Below are 13,543 nucleotides of genomic sequence, written 5' to 3'. Positions count from 1 at the left end.
GGCCGGACGCTTGTGCGCCCGGCCCTTTCGTTCATTCACCTGATCGGGAGGATCAGAACTTCACGCCCATACCGACGCGGACGCTCTGCTCGTCCTGGCCGGCGCTGACCTTGCCGGAGTCCAGGTTGAAGTCCTTGCTGCCGTAGTCGGTGTAGCGGTATTCGACGCGGGCGGTGACGTTGTTGGTGACGAAGGTTTCGGCACCGACGCCGGCCGTCCAGCCGACCATGGTGTTCTTGTCGGACGAGGTGTTGTCCTCCATCTTGGCGCGCGACAGGGCCAGACCGCCCGTGCCGTACAGCAGGACCGGGTTCAGGTCGACACCGACGCGGGCACGCAGCGAGCCGTTGACGCCCTGCTCGGCTTCGCGGGTCGAGTTCTTCGAATCGATGCCCGAGTAGTTGACGTCGGCTTCACCGCCGTACACCAGCTGGCCGCTCTGCATGTTGTAGCCGCCGTAGACGCCGCCGCCGAAGCCGTTGGCACCGTTGCCGCTCTGCTTCTGGAAGTTGCCGTGCTGCCAGGTGACGGTACCACCCGCGTAACCGCCGGCCCAGTTGCCGCTTGCGACCGGCTCGGAATATTCGGCGGCCGGAGCCTGGGGGATCTGATCGACCGCGTCGGCAGCATGTGCGGACTGGAAGGCAGCGATCGACATGGCGGAAGCCATCAGGGTGGTGATCAGGGTACGCATACTAATTCTCCTTTGCATTCCATGCCGACGGCAATCAACACACCAATTCGGCACCACTAATATATACGGCGTTACGCGTCCGGTTGAGTTCAAATTGAATAAAGATTGAGGATTTGAAAGAGCGGAAATGTGAAATTTTCACGGCACAATCATGATCAGATTGCGATGTTGCTTTCCGACAACATGCAATTTATTAACCATAATATCAAATATAGAAAATATACTTCGATATCGGCAAACAACATTGTCGATCGAACGCTTCTGTTAATTATTCTGAAAACTTTATGCGGCCCAGTTTAAGCGCTCGCTCCAATCTCTATATCTGTGGCAGGTTAAGCAAACAGAAAGCGACGCGAGCCCTTCATTGAGAATTCTTCATCGAACAGCACTGGTGACGGGCGCGGCCCATCGGATCGGTCGCGCGATTGCCGAGGACCTGGCGGCGAACGGTTTCGCTGTCGCCATCCACGCCAACTCGTCGATCGAGACGGCGCGATCGATCGCCCGCACAATCACGGCGAATGGCGGACGCGCCGCCGCGCTCGACTGCGACCTCGCCGACGCGGACGCGACCGCGCTGCTGGTGGATCGCGCGGTGGAGGCGCTTGGTACGCTGGGCGTCGTCGTCAACAACGCCTCGCTGTTCAAGCCCGACAGCCTGCGCAATCTCGACAGCGCGCTATGGGACCGCCATTTCGATGTCCATGTCCGTGCGCCGTCGATTCTCGCCCGTGACTTCACCCGGCAACTGCCGGAGGGGTCGGGCGGGCTGATCGTCAACATCATCGACCAGCGCGTATGGAACCCGACGCCACGCTACTATTCCTACACACTGTCGAAATCGGCGCTGTGGATGGCGACGCGGACCATGGCCCAGGCACTGGCGCCGCGCATCCGCGTCAACGCCATCGGTCCCGGGCCGACGCTGCCGAACGAGCGCCAGAGCGAGGCCGATTTCAAGGCGCAGACCGAGGCGCTCCTGCTGCAATCCGGACCTGATCTTGACGAATTCGGTCGGACCATCCGCTTTCTGGTCGACACGCCCTCGATTACGGGGCAAATGATCGCCCTTGACGGCGGCCAGCATCTTGCGTGGCAAACGCCAGACGTCGCGGAGATCACGGAATGACCACCGGCCGGCCGGTGCAGGATGGCGGCATCCTCTATGACGAAACGGAGCGGGACGACGAAGAGGAGCTGACGGAAGCCGCGCCCTCCCCCTCATCCTTGCCCGACATCGAATGGTCCGAGGCGATCGAACCGTCGCAGGAAGGCTTGCGAGGCGCGGAACTGATCCAGGCCTTCGTCAAGCGCCTGCCCAACAGCCCCGGCGTCTACCGCATGTTCAACGAGGCCGGCGACGTGCTCTATGTCGGCAAGGCACGCAGCCTGAAGAAGCGCGTGAACAACTATGCGCTCGGCCGCGGTCATTCCAACCGCATCGGCCGGATGATCCGCGAGACGGCGAACATGGAGTTCGTCACGACGCGCACGGAGACCGAAGCGCTGCTGCTGGAGGCGAACCTCATCAAGAGGCTGCGCCCGCGCTTCAACGTGCAGCTTCGCGACGACAAGTCGTTTCCCTATATCCTCGTGACGGCGGACACCCGGGCGCCTGCGATCTTCAAGCATCGGGGCGCACGCAGCCGCAAGGGCGCCTATTTCGGACCGTTCGCATCCGCCGGCGCCGTCGGCCGGACCATCAATTCACTGCAGCGCGCCTTCTTGTTGCGTACCTGTACGGACAGCGTCTTCGAAAGCCGGACGCGCCCCTGCCTGCTCTACCAGATCAAGCGCTGTTCGGGGCCTTGCACGCACGAGATCAGCGACGAGGGTTACGGCGAGCTGGTGCAGGAGGCGAAGGATTTCCTCTCCGGCAAGAGCCAGAACGTGAAGGGCCAGATCGCCGCCGCCATGAACGAGGCGGCGGAAAACCTGGATTTCGAGCGCGCCGCCGTCTATCGCGACCGGCTGGCAGCGCTTTCCCATGTCCAGAGCCACCAGGGCATCAACCCGGCCGGGGTCGAGGAGGCGGACGTCTTCGCCATCCACCACGAGGGCGGCATTTCCTGCATCCAGGTGTTCTTCTTCCGCACCGGGCAGAACTGGGGCAACCGGGCCTATTTCCCGAAAGCCGATCCGCAGCTTGCGGGCGGCGAGGTGCTGAACGCCTTCCTCGCCCAGTTCTACGACGACAAGCCGTGTCCCCGTCAGATCCTGCTATCGGAGAAGATCGAGGAGCAGGAACTGCTTTCCCAGGCGCTGAGCGAGAAATCCGGCTACCGGGTCGCAATCCACGTGCCGCAGCGCGGCGAGAAGAAGGACCTGGTGGACCAGGTGCTGGCGAACGCCCGCGAGGCGCATGGCCGAAAGCTCGCCGAGACCGCATCCCAGTCGCGGCTTCTCGAAGGTTTCGCGCAGACCTTCAAGCTGCCCACCGTGCCGCGCCGCATCGAAATCTACGACAACTCGCACATCATGGGCACCAATGCGGTCGGCGGCATGGTGGTCGCGGGGCCGGAGGGCTTCGTCAAGGGGCAGTACCGGAAGTTCAACATCCGCTCGACCGAGATCACCCCCGGTGACGACTTCGGCATGATGCGGGAGGTGATGACGCGCCGCTTCTCGCGGCTGATCAAGGAAGAAGGCCTGCCGGACCGAAGTGTGGACGCCTGCACTGAAGCCGCCGACCTGCCCTTCCCGGCGTGGCCGGACGTGATCCTGATCGACGGCGGCCAGGGTCAGATGACGGCGGTGCGGGCCATTCTCGCCGAACTCGGCATCACCGATCACGTCGTCGCCATCGGCGTCGCCAAGGGGGCTGACCGCGAGGCCGGCCGCGAGCGTTTCTTCGCCGCCGGCACGCCGGACTTCTCGCTGCCGCCGCGCGATCCGGTGCTCTACTTCATCCAGCGGCTGCGCGACGAGGCGCACCGCTTCGCCATCGGTTCGCACCGGGCACGCCGCAAGAAGGAAATGGTCAAGAACCCGCTCGACGAGATCGCGGGAATAGGGCCAACGCGCAAGCGTGCCCTGCTGCAGCATTTCGGCACCGCCAAGGCTGTGTCCCGCGCCGGCATATCCGACCTCATGACGGTGGAAGGCATCTCCGAAAGCGTTGCGCGACTGGTCTACAATCACTTCCACGAAGACGGGCGGTAGCGCGGCAGCTCAGGCACTGCCGCTTGTGCCGCCGCCCGGCTCGTCACAGCAGGAAATCCGCCTTTACGAAGGTGTGTGCGCCGGAAAAGAGGATGCTGAAATCCGCCTTGCCGTCGCCGTCCACATCGCCCGAAAGCACCGTGTCGCTGCCGCTCTTCTGATACCGCAACTCGCCCGCGTGCTTGCCGAAGCCGGACTTGCCGATGAACACGAAGGCGTTGTCGGCACTCGTCGCCACGCGCGCATCGATGCTGCGCAGGTCGATCAGGTCGCCGCCGCTGTGGGAGAAATCGAGCACGGTGTCGCGCCCGCCGCTGGAAACGGTCGTTTCGGATAGCTTGCGGAACACGAAGTGGTCGCGCCCCGCCCCGCCGGAAAGCCTGTCTGTGCCCGCGCCGCCTTCGAGCGTATCGTTGCCGTTGCCGCCGTAGAGCCGGTCGTTCCCGCTGCCCCCGTCGATCACGTCGTTGCCGTCCATGCCTTTCACGAGGTTCGCGCCGGCATTGCCGGTGATCCGGTTCGACAAGGCATTGCCGGTACCGGCATGGTTCCCGGAGCCCGTAAGAAGTAGTCGTTCGACATTGTCCGTGAGCGAATAGCTGCAACCGGCCTGCACCGTATCCGTGCCCTCGCCCCTGAGCTCCACGACGATGTCGCCGGCGCTCACCACATAGAGATCGTTGCCGGCGCCGCCATAAAGGCGATCGGATCCGGCGCCGCCGTCCAGCGTGTCGTTCCCATCACCGCCTTCAAGCCTGTCATCGCCGCCGCCGCCGAAAAGCAGGTCGTTGCCGCCAAGCCCTTTCAGCGTATTGGCCCCGGCATTGCCGGTGATCGTATTGGCGAGCGAATTGCCGGTGCCGCTGTATTTGCCCGATCCCATCAAGGCGAGCTTTTCGATGTTGGCACTGAGCGTATAGCTGCAGCTAGCCTGCACGATATCGGTTCCGGCATTCGCGACCTCGACGACCACGTCCCTGGCGTCGTCCGCCACATAGGTATCGTTGCCGCTTTCACCCTTCAGCGTGTCGATACCGCTGCCCCCGTCGATCAGGTCGTTGCCCTCCCCCCCCACCAGCGTGTCGTTGCCGCCCTTGCCGTACATCAGGTCGCCGTGAATGCTGCCGGTCAGCTTGTCGTTGCCTGACGTGCCGGAAAAGAGATCGGGCGAAATACCCATCACGGTCAGGGTGATGGTGGCCGTCGACGTCCCGCCCTTGCCATCGGAGACCGTGTAGCTGATGACGACCTTGCGGCTTTCGCCGTCACCGATGTTCTGGTTCGGCCCGACGGTCGGATTGTAAATCAGCATCTTCTTGGCATCGATCATCACCGAGCCGAAGCCGGAGACGATGCGGGCCTTGATCATCGACAGTTCGTCGCGGTCGACGTCCACGGCGGCGTCCTTGACCTCGACCTTGTAGATGGCGTTCTCGTAGGTGGAAGTGCTCAACGCCCGCGCGTTCGGATTGTCGTTTACCGGCGCCACGTCGAGAGTCAGCTTGCGCGTGATGGGATCCGTATCGCGGCCGTCGAAATCCTTGCCGCCGGTATCGACGACGTTGAAGGTCAGGGCGCCGAGCGCGATGCCGTTCAGGTTCGCCGTCGCCTTCCAGGCAAGCTTGCCGGCCTCAATGTCGCTTGCGGAAATCATCTGGCCCGGCACGACCGGGCGGCCGCCGAGCGTCAGTGTTCCGTTTGCCGGAACAGAGGAAATATGGACGGCCTTCAGCAGGTCGCCATTGGCATCGCGGAAGCCAAAATCCTCCGCCTTGAAGACGTAGGGGCTGTCTTCCTTGACATGCAGCGTCTTGCTCTCGCCGGTCGGCGCGTCATTGACGGCCCGATAGACCTTTTCGTAGAGATGGACGCCATCGTCCTCGCTTGCCTGCCAGGTCAGCGCCAGGCCGCCATCGCGAAGGGCCGCAATCTTCGGGGCGCCCTGCACCAGCGCCGACGCCTTCGCAACCGGCTCGTCGATCGACATGCGCGCAGCCCCGGTCGCGTTGAAGACGCGAAGCGAGACGGAATAGCCATCGTCGCCCTGTATCGTCCAGGCGACAGCAAAGCCGCCGCCGGCGAGCGCGACCACGAACGGGTCGCCCTGAACCCCGTCCGTTCCGGCATTCACCGGAATGTCGCCTGCCATTCTGGTCTTGCCGTCGGCATTGTAGACCTGCATGGCAAGGCCTGCTTCGTCATGGACGGTCTCGCCGCTCCACAGCACGACGAATCCGCCATCCTTCAGGGCGGTGACGAGCGGGCTGCGCTGGTCGCCGCGGGCGTGCTCGTTCACCGAGAAATCGGTGTTTGCGCGCGCGGTGCCGTCCGGATCGAAGATCTGCAGGGAAATGCCGGCCGAATCGCCGTTGCGCTCGCCGTCCCAGGCGACGACGAAGCCGCCATCGGCCAGTGCTGTAACGACGGGATGGGCCTGCGAAGCGCCATCGCCCGCAAAGATCGGCACGATCGCGTCCTTCTTGACGGATCCCGCCGTATCGAAAATCCGCATCCGCACGCGTGAGACGCCGCCGTCTTCAGAGGCTGCGCCGTCGTGAACGACAACGAATCCGCCGCCGACAAGCGCCGCTATCGAGAAACTTCCCGCCGAGGCGACGTCGAGCCGGACGTCCTGGTCGCCGGAGCTCGCCTTGCCGTCCTTGTCGAAAACGCGCAACGACAGGCCGGACGGGATATCGCCGCTGGCGGAGGTCTGCCAGGCAACGACGAGCCCGCCATCGGCAAGCGACGTCATTTGCGGCACAGACTGGGTGCCCTCGGTGCCCACATTGACCAGCGTATCGGTCGCAGACTGCGGGGTGCCGTTGGCATCGAAGATCCGAAAAGCGATGCCCGCCTCATCCCCTGCCGTCTGCCCGGCCCAGACGACCGCGAAACCGCCCCCTGCCAGCGACGTCAGCCGCGGCATTGCCTGTTGCCCGGCAAGATCAGCGTTAGCGGGAATGTCGACCAGGGACCGAAGGTTGCCGTCGGCGTTGAAGACGCGCAAGGTGACGTCGGCGGTTCCGCTCGCCGCCGTGCCGCTCCAGGCAAGCACGAAACCGCCGTCCGCCAGTGTGACGACATCGCTCTGATACGGCGCCTGCGCGAGGAACCCGTTCACCGACAACAATTCTCCACCGATGATCCCCATCGAGGACCCGCCCTCCCGAAGCCTGAACTGAATTTGATCGCGCGCATCAATCACGAACCACAACCCACGATCAATGGGACGGCAGTTCGCAGCACGCAAAACCTGTTCTAAAACGAACAAAGTTCGCAATCTATTCGGGCAAATTGAAAATTTTTCTTCATCGTGTGACGATGGCGAAACGCGCTCCGGCGTCAGCGGCTCAACGGCGGACAAAACAGCGATTAAACTGGATCATCCGAATATTGCCTTGTTCACGATGAAAAGCTGTCGCCAACGGTTGACGGAAATGTCACAAACGCCACAACTAACGGCAAACACATTTGAGACTGCGAATCCATGGCTTCTCCCGCTTACAGCATCCCCAATCTCCTCACCTACGCCCGCATGGTCGCGGTTCCACTGATCGTGCTCTGCTTTTTCGTCGAGGGGCGGCTGCAATCGTCGGACTTCGCGCGCTGGTCGGCATTCGGTCTATTCGTGGCGGCGTCGATCACGGACTTCTTCGACGGCTACCTGGCGCGGATCTGGAAGCAGACGTCCAACATCGGGCGGATGCTCGATCCGATCGCGGACAAGCTGCTGGTCGCCTCCGTCCTGCTCCTGATGGCTGCCGACGGCACGATCGCCGGCTGGACGATCTGGGCGGCCATCATCATCCTCTGCCGCGAGATCCTCGTCTCGGGCCTGCGCGAATATCTGGCGGAGCTGAAGGTCAGCGTTCCCGTGACACGCATCGCCAAGTGGAAGACGACGATCCAGATGTTTGCGATCGGCTTTTTGCTTGCCGGCCCGGCCGGCGACAAGGTGCTGCCGTACACGACCGAATTCGGCATTGCGCTGCTGTGGATCGCAGCCGCCATCACCATGTACACCGGCTACGACTATTTCCGCGCCGGCTTGAAGCATATCGTGGACGAACGATGACCAAGCTTGTCTATTTCGCCTGGGTGCGCGAACGCATCGGCCGCGGCGAGGAGGAACTCGACCTCCCCGGCCACGTAAAGACGGCCGGCGACCTCCTGCGGCATCTAAAGACACTGGGCGAAGAATACGAAATGGCGCTGGAGCATGAAAACGTGATCCGCGTCGCGGTCAATCACGAGCATGTCGAACACGGCGAGACCATCGAAGGCGCACGCGAAATCGCCCTGTTCCCGCCGATGACGGGGGGCTGAACCATGCCCGCCGGGTCCGGCATCCCCGTGGTCGTGCGCATCCAGCGCGAGGATTTCGACACCGCGGCCGAGACAGCCAGCCTCTGCGCACAACACGGGCGGATCGGTGCGGTCGTGACCTTCACCGGGCTTTGTCGCGACGAGGACGGCACCCTCGCCGCCCTCGAGCTCGAACATTACCCCGGCATGGCAGAAGCCGAAATCCGGCGCATCTGCGAAGAGGCGGTGGAGCGTTTCTCGCTCGAGGGCATCGCCGCCATCCACCGCTTCGGCCGGATGGCGCCGGGCGAAAGCATCGTCCTCGTCATCGCCGCCGCGCCGCATCGCCACGCCGCCTTCGACGGCGCATCCTTCGTCATGGATTATCTCAAGACCTCCGCCCCCTTCTGGAAGAAGGAGCATCGCGCCGACGGCAGCACCGGCGGCTGGGTCGAGGCGAAGGACGCCGACGACCGGGCGCGGGCCAAGTGGCGAAAATAGCCCATTCGGACCGACCCGCCTGTCCGGCCGAAGGGGCGTTCAGGGAATGGTCCGCTCGCGCCGGAAGACGACGAGGAGAAGGACCAGCGCCGAATAGATGACGAGGTCGCGCCAGAGAAACGCGCCATAGGCGTTCCAGACCGTCTCGGCCAACCCTAGCGCGACGCCGCCGAGTGCCGAAAGGACCGGCGTGGAATAGCCGCCGATTGCGGCGACGAAGAGCACTTTCACCCCGAAATTCAGACCGGCGCCGAAATCCATGTTGCCGTAGTAGCCGGCGGCGAGGATCCCGGCTGTGCAGGCGATCAGAGCGGCGAGCGCGAAGGCCGACAGGAAGACGCGGGGCGCATCGACGCCGCACAGTTCCGCCGCCTGCCGGTCGTCGCAGACCGCCCGCCAGCGTCGGCCCCAGTCGGAGCGGACGAGAAAGAGATGCCCGGCCAGAACGATTGCGCCCATCACCGCCGCATTGACGAGTTGCAGCACAGTCAGCGTCACCGGAAAGGCGGGGTCGCCCCACAACTCGACCGGCCGGTTCAAGAGCGGCGGCAGCCAGAGACTGCGGGTATTGGAGGCGAGCCTGGCCGTCTCCATCAGCACCAGCACGACACCGAGCGCGGCGACGACGACGGTGTTGTCCGAGGAAAATGCCAGCGGCCGCATCACCTGGCGGCCAACGAGCAGGCCCGCACCCATTCCATAGACGAGGGCCATCAGGGCACCGAAGGCGAGTGCTGCCGGCAGCACCAGCCACAGCCGGTTCCAGCCGGCGTCGGCAAACAGGATGAACATCTGGCCTGCAAAGGCAAAGATGGCGCCGTAGCTGACATCGGCCCGCCGCGTCACCGAAAACGCGATCGCATAGCCGAAGGCAAGCACCGCATAGAGCGCGGAAACCGGCACGGCGTTGGCGATCTGCTGCAGGAAATAAGCCATGGAAATTCCCTGATGACAGGAACACTATAACTGGTAAAATCGCTTTTACTAGTTAGGACATTCCGCATGAGCTTCACCTGGACCCCGCATCGTTTCGCCGGCGGCGCACTGGCGCTGGACGTCGCCAACTCGGTGGTGATGCGCGCCGATCCGGAGCGTCGCATCGACCGCTACGCCGATGCCACCGCGCTGGACGCCTTCGCGAGCGCGGCCAATGCGCATTGCGCCGAACGGGACCTGGCGACCGCGCTCATCCCCGTAATCCCGGACCGGCGCCCGGCATTCATCGCCTTGCGCGAGGCGATCGACGGTCATTTCCGCGCGGCCGCCTCCGGCGAGGGAACGCCGGAGCGCATGGCGACCCTGCTCGAGGCGATCGCCGGGACGCTTCGCAGCGCCGGGCATGATCCCGCATCCCTGGATACGGCGACGGCGCACTCGGCGCTGAGGCTTTCGGCCAACACCGGACCGGACCGGCTGAAGATCTGCCCCAATTGCGGCTGGCTGTTCATCGATCGCAGCCGCAACCGCTCGCGTGCCTGGTGCGACATGGCCGTCTGCGGCAACCGCGCCAAGGCAAGCCGGCACTATTATCGCCGCAAGGAGGAGAGCCGCGCATGATGCCCCTGCTCCGTCGAACCGTGCTGGCCGCCGCCCTACTTGTGCTCGCCGCCTGCCAGCGCGAAACCGGCCCGGATCCGCTGCAACTGACCGGCAAGATGTTCATCTTCAACTACCGGCTCGCCTACGCCACCTACATGATCACGCTGAACCGGACGGAACCGTTGCCGGAGGGCGCAACGGTGATCGCGGAATTCGAAAATCCGGCCGGTGGATCGCCGCTGACATTGAAGCGGCAGTTGTTTCCCAAGCTCGAAAAGGTCGTCCTGGAAAGTCCCGAGATCACGTGCGTGAAGAAGGACAGGCCCTACCGCGTCGCGATCCGCGTGCTTGGACCTGATGGCAATCAGTTGCAGGCAATCGAGACGACCGTGATCTCCGATCTGGACCAGAGCGTGCTTCCGGCCGAGGCGCTCGTCGTCGGCCCGGCCTATGAGAAGAACCCGCGCATGTTCCGGGACGGCAAGGCGCCGGAGCACTTCGCGCAGGCGACGTGTCCGGTCTAAACTTCCTCAGGCTCGTCGTTCGAGCGCTGCACGGAACGCGCTCGCCGCCCCGTAGAGCATGTCCGGCGGGAAGCCGGAAAAGCCGATGACGAGGCCTTGGCGAGGCGATTGCGACACCGCCATGGATGATAGCGCTCGGACTCCGAGCCCGGCGGAGCGGGCAAGCATCACGAGATCACTGTCATCCCCCGGCACGGTCAATTCGGCCAGCAGGTGAAGACCCTGCTCCGGAACGGTGACGGAAAGCCCGCGGGCGCCGTCGAGCCCGCGGACAAGGGCGTCGCGTGCCGCGATCAGCCGGTTTCTGGCGCGGCGGAGGTGCGCCGCGAGATGCCCCTCGCGGATGAAATCCGTCAGTGGCGCCTCGGCCAGCGTGGAGGGAAAGCGATCGGAGCGGTTGCGCAGGGCGATGAACTTCTCCCTCGCGGCATCCGGCAGCACCGCATAACCGATGCGAAGGCCCGGTAGCAGCACCTTGGAGAACGTGCCGAGATAGACGACGCGGCCGGACGCATCGAGCCCCTGCATGGCCGTCAGCGGCGGCCCGGCATAGCGGAATTCGCTGTCGTAGTCGTCCTCGACGATCCACGCATCGTTTCGCCACGCCCAGTCGAGCAGCGCCAGCCGGCGCCGCATGGTCATCGCCACCCCGAGCGGGAACTGGTGCGACGGCGTCACATAAACAGCCCGCGCAGCCGGCATAAGCGCCTCACCCTGCTCGGGATCCAGCCCTTCCCGATCCACCGGCACACCCTGCAACCGGATGCCGTTTCCCTCGAAGGCGGCGCGGGCGCTCGGATAGCAGGGATCCTCGATCCAGGCGCCATCGCCGGGCTTCAGCATCGTGCGGATGAAGAGATCCAGCCCCTGCTGGGTGCCCGTGGTGACGACGATCTGCTCGGCATCGCAGCGCACGCCGCGCGCGGTGCGCAGATAGGCGGCGATCGCCTGGCGCAGCGCCGCACCGCCGCGCGGATCGCCATACTGGAAATGTTCGGGCGCCGGTCTCGCAAGGTGACGTGACAGCAGCGTCCGGAAGATTTTCAGCGACCGGCCGTCGGCGGTGGCGACGCCCAGGGTCCCCGGCAGCGGCATCGCGGGCTTCGGCAGCGGGCGTTCTGCCGATGGCACGTGCGCCCCGAGCTGAGGAACGTCGCCGCTGACATAGGTGCCGGCACCGACGCGGGCCACCGCGAAGCCATCGGCAATCAGCCGCTCGAAGGCGGCGACCACCGAGACACGCGACATGCGCAACCGTGCCGCCAGATCGCGCGTCGGCGGCAGCTTGGCGCCCTGCGGCACGGCCCCCGTCTCGATCAGCCTGCGCACCGCCTCGTAGAGCGCCTGCGTGCGGGGGCCAGCACCTGGAAGAACAGGAACGAGCGCAGACCAATCCGGACGATTGGTCTGAATATTTGTCGATCGATTGGAGCTACTTCGAACCAATGCCATGCGGCATCTAGACCGCAGTAAAGAAGAAAGGCAAGACCATCATGTCCTCCACGCAGGCCCCCGCTCCGTCAAGCGAATATCCGATCACCGACCGCAACCGGCTCAGGCGCCGGCACGACCGGGGAAGCTACGACCGCGGCTCGGTCCATGCGATCCTCGATGCGGCCATGCTCTGTCATGTCGCCTACGTCATCGACGGCCAGCCCTTCTGCACGCCGACCCTGTTCTGGCGCGAGGGCGACATGCTCTACTGGCACGGCTCATCGGCGAGCCGCATGCTGCGGCACCTGAAAGCGGGCACGCCGGCATGCCTGACCGTTTCGCACCTCGACGGCCTCGTTCTCGCCCGCTCCGGCTTCAATCACTCGGCGAACTATCGCTCCGCCATGTGCTTCGGAACGGCGCGGATCGTCGACGACCCGGAGGAAAAGGCAGCAGCCATGCGTGCGGTCGTCGACCGCTTCTACCCCGGGCGCTCCGATGCCCTTCGGCCTTTGACCGGCCAGGAGGCCAAGGCGACGACGTTCATCGGGATGGAGATCGAGCAGGCCTCGGCAAAGGTGCGGGCCAAGGGCGTTGCCGACGACGAGGAGGATCATGCGCTGCCGATCTGGGCGGGCGTGGTGCCGGTGCGGACCGTGCTCGGTGAGATTCAGCCGTGTCCCAAGCTGATCGACGGCGTCGAGCCGCCGCCCGAACTCGGCCTCTACCGCGCCGGCAGGTCTCTGGACGAGAGCCTGACCGACGCGCAGCACGCCTATGAGGAAGGCTGAAACGAGAGCCCCAAATACGAAACGCCCGGGGCACGGGCCCCGGGCGCTCTTCGTTTCACATCTCTGCCGGCTCAGCCAATCCGATCAAGGACTTGCGAGCAGCACTTGCGACATCGATTCAGCCGACGATTTCGGTGTCGGAGAACCAGTACTTGATTTCCTGGGCAGCGGTTTCCGGGGCGTCGGAGCCATGAACGGAGTTCTCGCCGATCGAGAGCGCGTGGGTCTTGCGGATCGTGCCTTCGTCGGCGTTGGCCGGGTTGGTCGCGCCCATGACTTCGCGGTTCTTCAGGATGGCGTTTTCGCCTTCCAGCACCTGGACGACCGTCGGGCCGGAGGTCATGCCTTCGACGAGTTCACCGAAGAACGGGCGATCCTTGTGGACGGCGTAGAAACCTTCGGCTTCGCGGCGGCTCATCCAGACGCGCTTGGAGGCGACGACGCGCAGGCCGGCATCCTCGAGCATCTTGGTGATAGCGCCCGTGAGGTTGCGCTTCGTCGCGTCCGGCTTGATCATCGAAAAGGTGCGTTCAATCGCCATAGTCTCATTTCCCTTGGTGATGGTGAAAGTGGCGGTTCATTACCCGCCA

13 protein-coding genes are annotated in these 13,543 nt (G+C 64.4%); 8 read left to right on the top strand and 5 right to left on the bottom strand.

Going from position 1 to position 13,543, the window contains the following annotated elements; translation table 11 throughout:
• Positions 1 to 52 precede the first annotated feature (52 nt).
• A complete protein-coding gene (locus HV823_RS03845; protein ID WP_176948413.1) occupies positions 53 to 694 on the bottom strand; it encodes an outer membrane protein in 642 nt (213 codons plus the stop codon).
• Positions 695 to 1,058: 364 nt separating this feature from the next.
• Here HV823_RS03845 and HV823_RS03840 point away from each other — a divergent pair, with 364 nt between their 5' ends.
• Positions 1,059 to 1,823 carry an SDR family oxidoreductase gene (locus tag HV823_RS03840; protein WP_176948412.1) on the top strand — a complete coding sequence of 255 codons (765 nt, stop codon included), beginning with the start codon at positions 1,059 to 1,061 and terminating at the stop codon, positions 1,821 to 1,823.
• Positions 1,820 to 3,856, top strand: a complete 2,037-nt coding sequence (gene uvrC / locus HV823_RS03835) for an excinuclease ABC subunit UvrC (RefSeq protein WP_176948411.1) — start codon at positions 1,820 to 1,822, stop codon at positions 3,854 to 3,856. The genes HV823_RS03840 and uvrC overlap by 4 nt, the downstream gene beginning before the upstream one ends.
• Before the next feature lie 43 nt (positions 3,857 to 3,899).
• Here uvrC and HV823_RS03830 read toward each other — a convergent pair whose 3' ends face one another.
• Positions 3,900 to 7,010: a cadherin-like domain-containing protein gene (locus HV823_RS03830; RefSeq protein ID WP_176948410.1), complete on the bottom strand. Its 3,111-nt coding sequence runs from the start codon at positions 7,008 to 7,010 to the stop codon at positions 3,900 to 3,902.
• A gap of 336 nt (positions 7,011 to 7,346) precedes the next feature.
• On the opposite strand from HV823_RS03830, the gene pgsA reads away from it, so the two are divergent.
• Genes pgsA through HV823_RS03815 form a run of 3 tightly spaced genes read left to right on the top strand, consistent with a single transcriptional unit; the run spans position 7,347 to position 8,665 of the window.
• The gene (gene pgsA / locus HV823_RS03825; protein WP_176948409.1) at positions 7,347 to 7,934 is read left to right on the top strand and encodes a CDP-diacylglycerol--glycerol-3-phosphate 3-phosphatidyltransferase; all 588 of its coding nucleotides are present in this window, start codon (positions 7,347 to 7,349) and stop codon (positions 7,932 to 7,934) included.
• Positions 7,931 to 8,185 carry a molybdopterin converting factor subunit 1 gene (moaD, locus tag HV823_RS03820; protein ID WP_097139067.1) on the top strand — a complete coding sequence of 85 codons (255 nt, stop codon included), beginning with the start codon at positions 7,931 to 7,933 and terminating at the stop codon, positions 8,183 to 8,185. Before pgsA ends, moaD begins: the two co-directional genes overlap by 4 nt.
• Positions 8,186 to 8,188: 3 nt before the next feature.
• Positions 8,189 to 8,665 carry a molybdenum cofactor biosynthesis protein MoaE gene (locus tag HV823_RS03815; protein ID WP_176948408.1) on the top strand — a complete coding sequence of 159 codons (477 nt, stop codon included), beginning with the start codon at positions 8,189 to 8,191 and terminating at the stop codon, positions 8,663 to 8,665.
• A gap of 39 nt (positions 8,666 to 8,704) precedes the next feature.
• On the opposite strand, the gene HV823_RS03810 is transcribed toward HV823_RS03815, so the two are convergent.
• Positions 8,705 to 9,601, bottom strand: coding sequence for a branched-chain amino acid ABC transporter permease (locus HV823_RS03810; protein ID WP_176948407.1), 897 nt, complete (start codon positions 9,599 to 9,601; stop codon positions 8,705 to 8,707).
• 66 nt (positions 9,602 to 9,667) lie between these two features.
• On the opposite strand from HV823_RS03810, the gene HV823_RS03805 reads away from it, so the two are divergent.
• Positions 9,668 to 10,222 carry a CGNR zinc finger domain-containing protein gene (locus tag HV823_RS03805; protein ID WP_176948406.1) on the top strand — a complete coding sequence of 185 codons (555 nt, stop codon included), beginning with the start codon at positions 9,668 to 9,670 and terminating at the stop codon, positions 10,220 to 10,222.
• Complete coding sequence (locus HV823_RS03800; protein WP_176948405.1) at positions 10,219 to 10,728, top strand: hypothetical protein; 510 nt, start codon at positions 10,219 to 10,221, stop codon at positions 10,726 to 10,728. The genes HV823_RS03805 and HV823_RS03800 overlap by 4 nt, the downstream gene beginning before the upstream one ends.
• Positions 10,729 to 10,734: 6 nt before the next feature.
• On the opposite strand, the gene pdxR is transcribed toward HV823_RS03800, so the two are convergent.
• The gene (gene pdxR / locus HV823_RS03795) at positions 10,735 to 12,180 is read right to left on the bottom strand and encodes a MocR-like pyridoxine biosynthesis transcription factor PdxR (RefSeq protein WP_176948404.1); all 1,446 of its coding nucleotides are present in this window, start codon (positions 12,178 to 12,180) and stop codon (positions 10,735 to 10,737) included.
• 41 nt (positions 12,181 to 12,221) lie between these two features.
• On the opposite strand from pdxR, the gene HV823_RS03790 reads away from it, so the two are divergent.
• The gene (locus HV823_RS03790; RefSeq protein ID WP_176948403.1) at positions 12,222 to 12,953 is read left to right on the top strand and encodes a pyridoxamine 5'-phosphate oxidase family protein; all 732 of its coding nucleotides are present in this window, start codon (positions 12,222 to 12,224) and stop codon (positions 12,951 to 12,953) included.
• Positions 12,954 to 13,071: 118 nt separating this feature from the next.
• Here HV823_RS03790 and ndk read toward each other — a convergent pair whose 3' ends face one another.
• Entirely contained in the window at positions 13,072 to 13,494 is a 423-nt protein-coding gene (gene ndk / locus HV823_RS03785) for a nucleoside-diphosphate kinase (protein WP_176948402.1), read from the bottom strand.
• Positions 13,495 to 13,543: the final 49 nt, after the last annotated feature.

The sequence above is a fragment of the Mycoplana rhizolycopersici genome, assembly GCF_013378445.1.
GTDB lineage: Bacteria > Pseudomonadota > Alphaproteobacteria > Rhizobiales > Rhizobiaceae > Mycoplana > Mycoplana rhizolycopersici.
This window is presented reverse-complemented; position numbering and strand designations above follow the sequence as displayed.

Excerpts from the sequence above, each read along its gene's own strand:
- moaD (WP_097139067.1), top strand. The coding sequence starts at position 7,931 with ATGACCAAGCTTGTCTATTTCGCCTGGGTGCGCGAACGCATCGGCCGC.
- HV823_RS03830 (WP_176948410.1), bottom strand. The coding sequence starts at position 7,010 with ATGGGGATCATCGGTGGAGAATTGTTGTCGGTGAACGGGTTCCTCGCG.
- HV823_RS03810 (WP_176948407.1), bottom strand. The coding sequence starts at position 9,601 with ATGGCTTATTTCCTGCAGCAGATCGCCAACGCCGTGCCGGTTTCCGCG.
- pdxR (WP_176948404.1), bottom strand. The coding sequence starts at position 12,180 with ATGGCATTGGTTCGAAGTAGCTCCAATCGATCGACAAATATTCAGACC.
- pgsA (WP_176948409.1), top strand. The coding sequence starts at position 7,347 with ATGGCTTCTCCCGCTTACAGCATCCCCAATCTCCTCACCTACGCCCGC.
- HV823_RS03800 (WP_176948405.1), top strand. The coding sequence starts at position 10,219 with ATGATGCCCCTGCTCCGTCGAACCGTGCTGGCCGCCGCCCTACTTGTG.
- HV823_RS03815 (WP_176948408.1), top strand. The coding sequence starts at position 8,189 with ATGCCCGCCGGGTCCGGCATCCCCGTGGTCGTGCGCATCCAGCGCGAG.
- ndk (WP_176948402.1), bottom strand. The coding sequence starts at position 13,494 with ATGGCGATTGAACGCACCTTTTCGATGATCAAGCCGGACGCGACGAAG.
- HV823_RS03805 (WP_176948406.1), top strand. The coding sequence starts at position 9,668 with ATGAGCTTCACCTGGACCCCGCATCGTTTCGCCGGCGGCGCACTGGCG.
- uvrC (WP_176948411.1), top strand. The coding sequence starts at position 1,820 with ATGACCACCGGCCGGCCGGTGCAGGATGGCGGCATCCTCTATGACGAA.
- HV823_RS03845 (WP_176948413.1), bottom strand. The coding sequence starts at position 694 with ATGCGTACCCTGATCACCACCCTGATGGCTTCCGCCATGTCGATCGCT.
- HV823_RS03790 (WP_176948403.1), top strand. The coding sequence starts at position 12,222 with ATGTCCTCCACGCAGGCCCCCGCTCCGTCAAGCGAATATCCGATCACC.